The organism is Pseudomonas sp. PS02302, assembly GCF_029959585.1.
GTDB lineage: Bacteria > Pseudomonadota > Gammaproteobacteria > Pseudomonadales > Pseudomonadaceae > Chryseomonas > Chryseomonas aestiva.
Genome location: NZ_JASCON010000004.1, coordinates 1 through 11,956 on the forward strand (window position 1 = coordinate 1; position 11,956 = coordinate 11,956).

The following is an 11,956-nucleotide window of genomic DNA, read 5'->3' on the forward strand; positions in this document are numbered from 1 at the left end:
TTCCGCCGCTGTTCAATCGCAACCAGGGAGGCCAGTCCTTTGGCCTGCACGTGGACAATGCCCTGCGGCCGCTGCCGGATGGCAGCGGCTACCTGCGCACCGATCTGTCGGCCACGCTGTTCTTCTGCGAGCCGGACGAATACGACGGGGGCGAACTGGTGGTGGAAGACACCTATGGCGCCCACAGCGTCAAGCTGGCGGCCGGCGATCTGATCCTCTATCCGGCCAGCAGCCTGCACCGGGTGCTGCCGGTCACCCGAGGCGCGCGGCTGTGTTCCTTCTTCTGGATCCAGAGCCTGGTGCGCGATGCCGGTCAGCGCGGCCAGCTGTTCGAACTCGACCAGGGCATCCAGCGGGCGGCCGCCGAGCTAGGGCAGGGCCATGAGGCCTGCCTGCAGCTGACCGGCGTCTATCACAACCTCCTGCGCCAATGGGCTCAGCCCTGATCCGCAGGGGCCTCTTCCAGCTGCACAGCCTGCTCGGCCTGGCCGCAGGTCTGGTGCTGGTGGTGCTGGGCGTGACGGGGGCGCTCTACAGCTTCCAGCTGGAGTTGCTGGAGCTGCTCAATCCGCCGCCGACCGCCGCGACCCCGGACCGGCATCCGCTGACTCTGCCGGAGGTGCGGCAGCGCCTGCTCGCTCCGGGCCAGGAATTGAGCTTCGTCTCCAGCATGGCCGGGGAGGGCTACGGCCTGCTCGGCCTGGCACCGGTGAAGGGTCAGGGCCGGGGCGAGGTGCAGCTGTTTGATCGCTACACCGGCGAGGTACTGACGGCGCCCCGCGGCCAGGGGTTCTTTCGCCTGATCCTGGACCTGCACCGCTCCCTGGCCCTGGGTCCGGTGGGCAAGGCCCTGACCGGCGCCGCCACCCTGATCCTGCTGGTGCTCTGCCTGTCCGGCCTCTACCTGCGCTGGCCGCGTCAGGTCCGGCGCTGGCGCAGCTGGCTGACCCTGGACTGGGGCCGTCGGGCGCGCAGCTTCCATTGGGATCTGCACGCCGTGGCCGGCACCTGGTGCCTGCTGCTCTATATGCTGGCGGCGCTGACCGGCCTCTACTGGTCCTATGACTGGTACCGCGAGGCCAGCGAGCGCCTGCTGGGCGCCGCCCCGGAGCCCCTGATCTCGGGGGTGGTGGCGCGCCAGGACGTGGACCTGGACGCGCTCTGGCGGAGCTTTCGGCAGGAGACCGGCGGACGGGTGGAGGGCTACGGTCTGCTGCTGCCCAATCCGGCACGCAAGGTCAGCCATCCCACCCTCTGGTACCTGCCCGACGATGCCGAGCATGTCCGTGCCCTCAATCGCATCGTCTTCGACGGCGCGGGGCGGGTGCTCGATCATCGCCGCTATCGCGAGCAGCCGCTGGGCGCTCGGTTGCTGCTCAGTTTCTATGCCCTGCATTCGGGCGAATACTTCGGCCTGGCGGGGCGGGTGGCCCTGCTGCTCGCCAGCCTGGCCATGCCGCTGTTCATGGTGACCGGGCTCTGGCTCTATCTCGATCGCCGGCACAAACGCCGCCAGGCGCGCCAGGCGCAAAGCGGGCTGACACCGGCCGCGGGGGGCGCCGCCGACTGGCTGATCGGCTACGCCAGCCAGAGTGGCCAGGGCGAGGCGCTGGCCTGGCAGGCCGCCAGCCAGTTGCAGGCGGCGGGACTGAGCGCCGAGGTGGTCGCGCTGGGGCGGCTCTCGGTCGAGCGGCTGCAGCGGGCCACCTGGGCGCTGTTCGTGGTCGCCACCCACGGCGACGGCGAGGCCCCGGATGCCGCGCGCGGCTTCGAGCGACGCCTGCTGACCCAGACAGCCGCGCTGCCAGGCCTGAACTATGGGCTGCTGGCCCTGGGCGACCGGCGCTATCCGGCCTACTGCGCCTTCGCTCACCGGCTGGATGCCTGGCTGGGTGGGCAGGGCGCCCGGCCGCTGTTCGCCCCGGTGGAGGTGCACAATGGCGACGCCCAGGCGCTTGCGCTTTGGCAGGCTCAGCTCCAGGCCCTGGGCGCGGTGGCCGGCGAGCCAGCGGTCGAGCGGCCGCTGCCGGTCTGGCCACTGGTAGCGGTGCAGTCGCTCAATGCCGGCAGCCCCGGTGGAGCGGTCTTCGAGCTGCAGCTGTTGCCACCGCCCGGGAGCAGCTGGGCACCCGGCGATATCCTCGAGATCGCGCCACGGCAGGGCGCCGAACGGGTGGCGGCCTGGCTGTCGTCGCTGGGGCTGGCTGCGGACAGCGTGGTGGCGCGCGACGGCATCACCCAGACCCTGGCCGTGGCCCTGGAAACCCTGCTGCTGCCGGAAGACCAGACCGCGCTGCGGGGGCTGGACGCCCAGGCCCTGCTCGACGCCCTGAAGCCCCTCGCCGTGCGCCAGTACTCGATCGCCTCGCTGCCCGGCGAAGGGCCGTTGCGGCTGCTGGTGCGCCAGGCGCGCAAGGCGGATGGCCGTCTGGGCATCGCCTCCGGCTGGCTGACTACGGCGCTGCAGCCGGGTGACGTCGTGGAGGCACGGCTCCGCGTCCATCCCGGCTTTCGACCACCGCTGGACGAACGGCCGCTGATCCTGATCGCCGCCGGGACCGGTCTCGCGGGTGTACGCCCGCTGCTGGCGGCCCGTATCGCCGCCGGGCACAGACGCAACTGGCTGCTGTTTGGCGAACGCACGGCAGCGCACGATGATTTCTACGGCACTGAATTGCAGGCCTGGCAGGCACGGGGCGAACTGGCCCGGCTGGACCGGGTGTTCTCGCGGGACGGCGACGGCTATGTGCCGGACCGCCTGCGGGCGCAGCGCGAAAGGCTGCTGGACTGGTTGGCGGCGGATGCCGTGATCATGGTCTGCGGCAGCCTGCCGGGCCTGGGGCGCGGCGTCCAGACCACCCTGCAGGCGCTACTTGGCGAGGCCGAGGTCCAGCGCCTGATCGATGAAGATCGCTACCGCCGCGATCTCTATTAGACCTGGACCTAGGCCCGGGCGATGCACCAGACGCCGGCACCGATCAGCACCACGCCGGCCAGCTTGCCGAGGGTCACCGGGTCCTGGCGAAAGCCGGCCCAGCCGAAGTGATCCAGGCTCAGCGACATGGCCAGCTGCCCGGCGATCACCAGCGCCATGAACAGGGTGGCGCCGATGCGCGGACCGGCGAAGGCGGCCATGGCGATAAAGAACATCCCCAGCAGGCCGCCGCACCAGTGCCACCAGTGCAATTCGCGCAGGGCACCCAGGGTGGGGACGCCACGTTGCCAGAGGGTCAGGCCCAGCAGGGCGAGCAGGCCGACCATGAAGGAAATGGACGCCGCGGCGAAGACGCTGCCGAGGTGCCGGGCCAGTTGGCCGTTGATGCCGGCCTGGAGCGGCAGGCAGGCACCGGCGATGAAGGGCAGGACGAGCAGCCACCAGACGGGCATCGACAGGACTCCAGGTGAAAGGGGGCGCGCAGTATGCCCCAGGGTTGGGCGAAACGGTCGTGGCGACGACTTCCGGTAACTGTCCCTGACCCTGAGCTCAGCCGAAGGCCCGACAGGGGGCCGTGTCAGCGCGGATTCAGAAATGATCGCTGGACCGGACGACCAGGGCTGGGCGAGGGTGGCCCTGCCGCTCACTGCCTAGAAACCGTCGATGGGAATCTTCAGGTAGCGGCGGCCATTGGCCTCGGCCGGCGGCAGGGTGCCGGCGCGGATGTTCACCTGGATGGCCGGCAGGATAAGCGTCGGCATGGACAGGGTGGCATCGCGGCGGGTACGCAGGGCGACGAAGGCGTCTTCGTCCACGCCATCGCGGACGTGGACGTTGAGGGCGCGCTCTTCACCCACGGTGGTCTCGTGGCGCGCTTCACGGCCGGCGGGCGGATAGTCGTGGCACAGATAGAGGCGCGTGGCCTCGGGCAGGGTCAGCAGCCGGCGGATCGAACGATAGAGGTCGCGGGCGCTGCCACCCGGGAAGTCGCACCGCGCCGAGCCGACATCGGGCATGAACAGGGTGTCGCCGACGAAGACATGGTCCTCCTCCACCTGATAGGCCATGTCGGCCGGGGTGTGGCCGGGCACGTGCAGGGCGCGGGCGCTCAGGGCACCGATGTGGAAGACCTCGTCGGGCTGGAACAGGTGATCGAACTGGGAGCCGTCGAGGCGGAATTCCGCTTCCAGGTTGAAGACGTCCTTGAAGGCGCCCTGGACCCGGCGGATGCCCTCGCCGATGGCGATGCGGCCGCCCAGCTGCCGGCGCAGATAGGGCGCGGCGGAGAGGTGGTCGGCGTGGGCATGGGTCTCCAGCAGCCACTCCACGGTCAGCCCCTGGTCGCGCACGAAGCGGGCGACGCGATCGGCCGCCAGGGTGGCGGTGCGGCCCGAATGCGGATCGTAGTCCAGCACCGAATCGACGATGGCGCAGCGACTGCCGGGTGCCTCGTAGATCACATAGGTGAAGGTGGACGTGGTGGCGTCGAAGAAGGGTTCGATGCGCGGAGTCATGACCGGGCCTCGTGAAGAGATGGGATGTCCCACCTTAACACGGGGCTCCGCCGCTCCGCGGCGTGCCTCGTCGCCGCAGGTCCGACCCGGTCTAATACCGCGCCTGCTGCATCTCTCTCAGACGACTCAGGGTGCGGCGGAAGGGGAATTCCAGAAAGCCGCGGGTGTACAGCTGTTCCAGGGGTACGGCGGCATCGAGATAGAGCGGGCGGCGGCGGTCGTAGGCTTCGTCGACCAGGGCGATGAAGCGGCGCACGGCGTCATCCTGGGGTGCCAGGCGGGGCAGTTCGCGATCGCCGGCGAGGACGCGCGTCGCGCCGTCTTCGGTGCCGCGGGCGATGCGGCCCGCGCGGGGATCGCCGGACAGGCAGGGGACGTTGCCCAGCAACAGGGCGGGGAAGCGGGTACAGAGATCGATGTAGTCGGTGGTGGCCCAGGCGCCCTGGCAGAGCACGGCGAAGTCCAGCCAGATCGCGCTGGAGGCCCGCTGCACCACGGGCAGGGGGCGCTCGCCGAGGATCAGGGGCGCGGTCGTCACGGCTTCCCCCGAGGTGAGGCGGGCAAAGGTCGTGGCGAGGGCGGTGGGATCGTCCACCCAGAAGCGCGGTTCGGCTTGGCCTTCGTGCAGGCGGTGGTCCTGGCCGCCGTCCACCTCCAGCACGTCCAGTCGCGCCTGCAGCGCGGCGATGGCGGGCAGCAGGCGCTCGCGATTGAAGCCGCCGGCATAGAGCTGCTCCGGCGGCTGGTTGGAGGTGACCACCAGCACCAGGCCCTGGTCCAGCAGGGCACGCAACAGGCCGCCCACCAGGATGGCGTCGCCGATGTCGCTGACGAAGAGTTCATCGAAGCACAGCACCCGCACCTCGGCAGCCAGTTCCCGGGCCAGCACCTGCAGGGGATCGCGGGTGCCGCTGAGCTGGAACTGCCGCTGGTGCACCCAGCGCATGAAGTGATGGAAGTGCTGGCGGCGGGCGGGCACCGGCAGGCTGGTGTGGAACAGGTCCAGCAGCCAGGTCTTGCCACGCCCGACCGGCCCCCAGAGATAGAGACCGCGTGCCGGACGCCCGGCCAGCAGGTCGGCGTGACAGGCGTCCAGCTGGCGCGCAGCGGCTTCCTGGGCGACATCGGGCAGGCGATCGCCCTGGGCCAGGGCCTGGCGGTAGGCGGCGAGGGGCGAGCGGGCGTTGGACATGGTCGCCACTCTAGCGCCCGTGCGGCCAGCAGACCATGCCCCGGCGGAATGACGTGAGTCCTTTATAGCGTTTGAAGGCCGGCCGCGGCGGTTCGATAGTGCGAGACCACCCTGCCGGACGCCGCCGGCACCCGCTTTCATCTCTGCCTGGAGCCCCGTCATGGCCGCCGATTCCACCCTGCACCTCGCCCACTGCCTCGCCTCCGTGGGCGTCTCCGAGATCCTCAAGATCACCGAGCGGGCCAACGCCCTGCGCCGCCAGGGCGCCGATCTGCTGGTGCTGGGTGCGGGCGAGCCGGATTTCGATACCCCGGAGCACATCAAGGAAGCGGCGATCCAGGCCATCCGCGCCGGCCAGACCAAGTACACGGTGCTCGACGGCAGCCCGGCGCTCAAGGAGGCCATCCGCCGCAAGTTCGCGCGGGAGAACGACCTGGTGTTCGCCCAGGACGAGGTGACCGCCTCGGCGGGTGCCAAGCAGGTGATCTTCAACGCCATGATGGCGACCCTGGACGCGGGTGACGAGGTGATCATCCCCGCGCCCTTCTGGGTGACCTATGCCGACATCGTCACCATTCTCGGCGGCACGCCGGTGGTGCTGCCGTGCCGTGAGGAGGATGGCTTCCGCCTGACTGCCGCGGCCCTGGAGGCGGCCATCACCCCGCGCACCCGCTGGGTGATGCTCAACTCGCCGTCCAACCCCTCGGGGGCGGCCTATGGCGAGGAACACTATCGCCCGCTGCTGGAGGTGCTGCTGCGCCATCCGCAGGTCTGGCTGATGGTCGACGACATGTACGAGCACATCCTCTACGACGGCTTTCGCTTCGTCACCCCGGCGGCGCTGGAGCCACGGCTGCGCGAGCGGACCCTGACCATCAACGGCGTCTCCAAGGCCTATGCCATGACCGGTTGGCGCCTGGGCTATGCCGGTGGACCCAAGGCGCTGATCCAGGCCATGGCCAGTGTGCAGAGCCAGGTGACCTCCTGCCCCTGCTCGGTCAGCCAGGCCGCGGCCATCGCCGCCCTGGATGGGCCGCAGGAAATCGTGCGCGAGCGCTGCGAGCTGTTCCGCGAGCGACGGGATCTGGTGGTGGATGCCTTGAATGCGGTGCCGGGTCTGTCGGCGCGGCGGCCCGAGGGGGCCTTCTACGTCTACGCCAGTTGCGCGGGGATAGTGGGTCGGCGGACGCCGGGCGGGGAGGTGATCGACAGCGATACGGCCTTTGCCCGCTACCTCATGGATGAGGGCGGGGTGGCGGTGGTGCCAGGCTCGGCCTTTGGCCTGGCGCCTTACTTCCGGGTTTCCTACGCCACCTCGCACGAGGTGCTGGAGGAAGCCTGTCGCCGGATCGCCGAAGCGACCCGGCGGCTGCTGGCCTGATCAGCCGGCCGGGGGAGCCGGGGGCGCCGGCGGTTGGTCACCCGGGGCGACCGGCTGGACGCCGGGAGGCGGGGGCGGCGGCAGACGACCGGGACCGCGGGGTGCCGGCGGGGTGTCCAGGGTCTGCAGCGAGTTGGCGTCGGCGCCCAGGGCGCTGACCCGGAAGGCACTCCCCTGGGCGTTGGCCACCAGCTCGCCGCGCACCGCCACGTTCTGCCCCGGCTTGAGCAGCGCCTGCAGGCGCAGGGCCTCATGGGGCGGCAGGCGCAGGGCGGTACCGTCCTGCAGCAGGGCGCCGTTCACGTCGCCACGGGGACCGTGCAGCAGCTGGACGATCTTGCCCTGGAGGCTGTCACCATCGCGCTCGGCGCCAGGTGCCGGGGGCGCCGGCGGACGGCGACCGCCCACGCGATCCGGGCCTTCATCGGTGACCGTCTTGCCGGTCTGGACATTGGTCAGGGAGACCGCCTGGATCAGTGGCAGGCTGGCGGCGCGCAGGCCGGCGACGTTGATGCTGTCACCCGGCTTGAAGGTGGCGGCCAGTTGCTCGGACAGGTGCGGCGGGGTGTTGACCTCGGTGCCGTCGGCCAGGATCAGGCCGTCGATATCGCCGCGGGGATTGAGCAGGAATTGCTTGAGCTGGCCCTGCTGGGTGGGAATCTGGGCGCTGGCCGCGGTGGTGGTGGCGGTGCTGCCGGCGGGTGCGGTCTGTGCCAGGACGAGGCCGCTGACGGACAGCAGGGCGAAGGTCCCGATCACGAGGGTTTGGGTCTTGGTAGGCATGGATGACTCCTGCGGTGGTTGACGATTAGGCCATTGCAGGGCCTGTGCCAACTTTTATTTTATATACAAATCAATAGGTTGAGATATTTAACAGCGATCCGGGCCAGGCATTGCGTCCGGCTGGCGGACAGGTCTGTCGGCAAAGCGGACAGCCTAGGCGGGGCTGTCGTCTGCGCCGACACCCAGGCCCAGCCGACTCAGCTTGGTATAGAGCAGCTGGCGATGGATGCCCAGGCGGCGGGCCGCTTCGGCGCGATTGCCGCCGCTGCGCTGCAGGGCGCGCTCGATCAGCAGGCGTTCCAGGCGCGCGGTGGCTTCGGCCAGGGTCTCCTCCGGCCAGCTGGCGTCGATGGCTAACTCATCCGGCGTTTCGCCCTGCAGGAAGGCCAGGTCGGCGGCGACGATGCGCTCGCCCTGGGCCAGGGTCGCGGCGCGCTGGATGGCGTTGCGCAATTCCCGCACGTTGCCGGGCCAGGAGTGGCGCAGCAGCAGGGCGGCGGCATCGTCCGCCAGCACGCGACCGCTGGCGGCGAGGAAGTGCTCGGCCAGCGGCAGGATGTCGGCCCGCCGCTCGCGCAGGGCCGGCAGGTGGATGGGCACCACGTGCAGGCGATAGAAGAGGTCTTCGCGGAAGTCGCCACTGGCGACGCGCTGGGCCAGGTCGCGGTGGGTGGCCGCTACCAGCCGCACGTCCAGCCGTACCGGTGCGCCACCCACCGGCGTCACCTCGCGTTCCTGCAGGGCGCGCAGGATCTTGGCTTGCATCGGCAGCGGCATGTCGCCGATCTCGTCGAGAAAGAGGGTGCCGCCCTGGGCCTCGCGAAAGGCACCCAGGCGATTGGCGGTGGCCCCGCTGAAGGCGCCGCGCACATGGCCGAAGAGTTCGCTTTCCAGCAGGTCCGGCGGGATGGCGGCGCAGTTAACCGCCACGAAGGGCGCCCCGCGTCGCTTGCCATGCTCGTGGATGGCGCGGGCCACCAGTTCCTTGCCGGTGCCCGTCTCGCCGGTAACCAGCACCGTGGCCTCGCTGTCCACCAGGCGGCCGATGGTCTTCTGCACCTGACGCAGGGCGTCGCTGCCGCCCACCAGCGTATGGCCCTCAACCGCAGCCGGCGGCGCGCTGGCCGGGCCGCGCTGGGCGGTCATCCCGGCCAGCACCCGGATCAGTTCTTCGCGGCCGATGGGCTTGGTGAGGTGGTCGAAGGCGCCCAGGCGCATGGCCTCGATGGTGTTGCCGGCGCTGGCGAAGGCGGTCAGCACCGTGACCGCCGGCGGCTCGGGGCGGGCGCGAATGCGCGCCAGTACCTCCAGGCCATCCAGCCCGGGCATGCGCAGGTCGAGCAGCACGGCGTCCACCGGTTCCTGCGCCAGGCGCTGCAGGCCCGCTTCACCCCCGTCGGCCTGCAGCACCCGGTAGCCCTGGTCCGCGGCGGTTTCCGCCAGGGCGTCGCGCAGACCGGCGTCGTCGTCGATGATCAGCAGGGTTGGCATGGCAAAAGGATCTCGAAGCGAGTGGGAACGGAGGGGTCGATCAGGCGGGCCTCGCCGCCGTGGGCGCGGGCGGTCTCGCGGACCAGGGCCAGGCCCAGGCCGGTGCCTTCGGGGCGACCGGTGACGAAGGGCTCGAAGAGCTGGGCGCGCAATTCGGCAGGTGGTCCCTGGCCTGCGTCTTCCACCGCCAGCACCAGCCAGTCACCACGGCGGCTGACGTCGAGGCGGATCTCGCTGGCGGCCGGGGCGGCCTGCAGGGCGTTGAGCAGCAGGTTATCCAGGGCGCGGGCCAGGGCGTCGCGATCAAAATAGCCCTGCTCGACGGCCACCCTGGCGGTCAGGCGGATGCCGCGCTGGGCGGCCTGGTCTTCGTGACCGGTCAGCACCTCGCGGCAGAAGACCGGTAGCTCGATGGCGGTCGGTTGCAGGTGCAGCGGCTGGGTGAGGTCGAGCAGGCGGCGCAGCAGGCTGTCCAGGCGGGTGACCTGCAGCAGGATGGCGTCCAGCGCGCGTTGCTGACGGCCGCTGTCGCCGGCCAGGGCGTTCTCGGCCTTGAGGCGCATGGCGGCCAGCGGATTGCGGATCTCGTGGGCGACCCCGGCGGCTACCCGGCCAAGGGCGGCCAGCCGTTCACTGGCGTGGACCTGGGTGGTCAGCCGCTGGGCCTCGTCCCGTGCCTGGGTCAGGCGCTGCCCGGCCTGGTTGAGCGCCGCCAGCACCCGATCCAGCTCGCGTTCGCCGGTGAGGGCGAGGGTGGGCAAGTCGTGGCTGGCACTGGTTCCCAGATCGCGCTCGACCCGCGCGACATGCCGCGACCACTGCCAGGTGAGTCGACCGAGCAGCAGGGTCGCGGCGAGCATGGCCAGCAGCAGCAGGCCCAGGCCCAGTTTCAGCTGGCGCTGACCGCTGCCCTCGGCGAAGGTCAGGCGGGTCAGGGTCCAGGCGGCGAGATCGGGGATGGGGCCGGACAGCGGGCAGGCGGCGACCAGCACCGTGGCGCCGTCCGCGCTGAAGCTGTCGCTCAGGCTGCGCGCCTCGGCCAGGGTCGCGGCGGAGAGATCGGCCAGGTGCTGGCGTTCAGCGGCGGTCAGGGAGAAGGGACTGGCATCGGCCAGGAGCCCTGCCTGCTCCTGCCAGAGACCGCCGGCCATGCCGCGATAACGCAGCAGGGCGACACTGGCCACGCCGGCGAGACTGCGCTGCAGGGCCGGATCGGCGAGGCCAGCGGTAGGGCCGGACCAGCCATTGCTGTAGAAACGATAGCTGCTGGCGATGGCCTGGCAGGCCTGCTCGGCTTCCACCGTGGCCTGGCCGAGCTGGGCGCTTTCCGACTGGCGCAGCAGCAGGATCATCAGCCAGCCGACCCCGACGGCCATGCCGCCGAGCATCAGCAGCAGGGCAATCAGACGACTGCGCAGCGATCCGAACATGGGCTTTCTCTTCCAGGCCTTGGCCTGGATAGAGTGCCACACCCCGGCGGAGTTCGAGTGCCAGCACGGGGCTCAGGCGCGCCGGCCGAATTCCGCTTCCTGCGTCGTCCAGCCGGGTACGCGCTCGCTCAGGGACAGCCCGAGCCCCGGACGGGTCGGCACCTGCATCCGCCCGTCACGGGTTTCCAGGCGTTCGTTGAACAGCGGCTCCAGCCATTCGAAGTGTTCCACCCAGGGCTCGGTGGGATAGGTGGCGGCCAGGTGTACGTGCAATTCCATGGCGAAGTGCGGTGCCAGCATCACGCCGGCCTGCTCGGCCAGGGCGGCCACCTTGAGGAAGGGGGTGATGCCACCGACCCGTGGCGCGTCGGGCATGAGGAAGTCGGCACCGCGCAGGCGGATGAATTCCTGGTGCTCGGCAATGCTGGTAAGCATCTCGCCAGTGGCGATGGGGGTGTCGAAGGCCGCGGCCAGGGCGGCGTGGCCCTCGGCGTCGTAGCAGTCCAGCGGCTCCTCGATCCAGATCAGGTTGAATTCCTCGAAGCGCCGGCACATACGCTGGGCGGTGGGTCGGTCCCATTGCTGGTTGGCGTCGACCATCAGCGGGAAGCTGTCGCCCAGATGGCGGCGCACGCGGGAGACACGTTCCAGATCCAGGGCGCAGTCGGGCTGGCCGACCTTGAGCTTGATGCCGCCGATGCCTTTTTCCCGGGAGAGGTCGGTGTTCACCAACAACTGCTCCAGCGGCGTATGCAGGAAGCCGCCGGAGGTGTTGTAGCAGCGCACCGAGTCGCGCTGGGCACCCAGCAGGCGTGCCAGGGAGAGGTTGGCGCGACGGGCCTTGAGGTCCCAGAGGGCCACGTCGAAGGCGCCGATGGCCTGGGTGGCGAGACCGCTGCGACCCACCGAGGCGCCGGCCCAGCAGAGCTTGGTCCAGAGCTTCTGGATGTCGCTGGGATTCTCGTCGAGCAGCACCGGGGCAATTTCATGGGCGTGGGCGAACTGGCCGGGGCCACCGGCGCGCTTGGAATAGCTGAAGCCCAGGCCGCGCTGGCCGTCGCGGGTTTCGATCTCGACGAAGAGGATGGCGATCTCGGTCATCGGCTTCTGCCGGCCGGTGAGCACCTTGGCGTCGCTGATGGGGGTGGCCAGCGGCAGGAACACGGAAGCCAGGCGGACCCAGGCGATGCGGTCCTGGTCGGCGCTGTAGGCGTTATCGGTCATGGGGAT

The 11,956-nt window shown here is 70.3% G+C and carries 10 protein-coding genes; 3 read left to right on the forward strand and 7 right to left on the reverse strand.

Going from position 1 to position 11,956, the window contains the following annotated elements:
* Both QMX82_RS02350 and QMX82_RS02355 read left to right on the forward strand, forming a co-directional pair.
* Window positions 1-446 (forward strand): Fe2+-dependent dioxygenase (locus QMX82_RS02350; protein WP_282281063.1); only part of this gene is annotated, 446 nt, incomplete at its 5' end.
* Window positions 431-2,935 (forward strand): sulfite reductase flavoprotein subunit alpha, encoded by a 2,505-nt coding sequence (locus QMX82_RS02355; protein ID WP_282281064.1) that lies wholly within the window; start codon window positions 431-433, stop codon window positions 2,933-2,935. The genes QMX82_RS02350 and QMX82_RS02355, both read left to right, overlap by 16 nt.
* Window positions 2,936-2,943: 8 nt before the next feature.
* Here QMX82_RS02355 and QMX82_RS02360 read toward each other — a convergent pair whose 3' ends face one another.
* The 3 genes from QMX82_RS02360 to zapE all read right to left on the reverse strand — a co-directional run bounded on the left by QMX82_RS02360 (window position 2,944) and on the right by zapE (window position 5,641).
* On the reverse strand, window positions 2,944-3,393 hold the full coding sequence (locus tag QMX82_RS02360) for a DMT family transporter (RefSeq protein ID WP_241495391.1): 450 nt from the start codon (window positions 3,391-3,393) through the stop codon (window positions 2,944-2,946).
* Between the two features lie 192 nt (window positions 3,394-3,585).
* Window positions 3,586-4,449, reverse strand: a complete 864-nt coding sequence (locus QMX82_RS02365; RefSeq protein WP_158896231.1) for an MBL fold metallo-hydrolase — start codon at window positions 4,447-4,449, stop codon at window positions 3,586-3,588.
* A gap of 91 nt (window positions 4,450-4,540) precedes the next feature.
* Entirely contained in the window at window positions 4,541-5,641 is a 1,101-nt protein-coding gene (zapE, locus tag QMX82_RS02370) for a cell division protein ZapE (RefSeq protein ID WP_282281066.1), read from the reverse strand.
* Between the two features lie 160 nt (window positions 5,642-5,801).
* On the opposite strand from zapE, the gene QMX82_RS02375 reads away from it, so the two are divergent.
* Window positions 5,802-7,022 carry a pyridoxal phosphate-dependent aminotransferase gene (locus QMX82_RS02375; RefSeq protein ID WP_282281067.1) on the forward strand — a complete coding sequence of 407 codons (1,221 nt, stop codon included), beginning with the start codon at window positions 5,802-5,804 and terminating at the stop codon, window positions 7,020-7,022.
* On the opposite strand, the gene QMX82_RS02380 is transcribed toward QMX82_RS02375, so the two are convergent.
* The 4 genes from QMX82_RS02380 to QMX82_RS02395 all read right to left on the reverse strand — a co-directional run bounded on the left by QMX82_RS02380 (window position 7,023) and on the right by QMX82_RS02395 (window position 11,950).
* Complete coding sequence (locus QMX82_RS02380) at window positions 7,023-7,805, reverse strand: hypothetical protein (RefSeq protein WP_282281068.1); 783 nt, start codon at window positions 7,803-7,805, stop codon at window positions 7,023-7,025.
* Between the two features lie 153 nt (window positions 7,806-7,958).
* Window positions 7,959-9,296: a sigma-54-dependent transcriptional regulator gene (locus QMX82_RS02385; RefSeq protein WP_282281070.1), complete on the reverse strand. Its 1,338-nt coding sequence runs from the start codon at window positions 9,294-9,296 to the stop codon at window positions 7,959-7,961.
* Window positions 9,281-10,726 (reverse strand): sensor histidine kinase, encoded by a 1,446-nt coding sequence (locus QMX82_RS02390; protein ID WP_282281071.1) that lies wholly within the window; start codon window positions 10,724-10,726, stop codon window positions 9,281-9,283. The genes QMX82_RS02385 and QMX82_RS02390 overlap by 16 nt, the downstream gene beginning before the upstream one ends.
* A 72-nt stretch (window positions 10,727-10,798) precedes the next feature.
* Window positions 10,799-11,950 carry an L-talarate/galactarate dehydratase gene (locus QMX82_RS02395; protein ID WP_208694336.1) on the reverse strand — a complete coding sequence of 384 codons (1,152 nt, stop codon included), beginning with the start codon at window positions 11,948-11,950 and terminating at the stop codon, window positions 10,799-10,801.
* Between the last annotated feature and the right edge of the window lie 6 nt (window positions 11,951-11,956).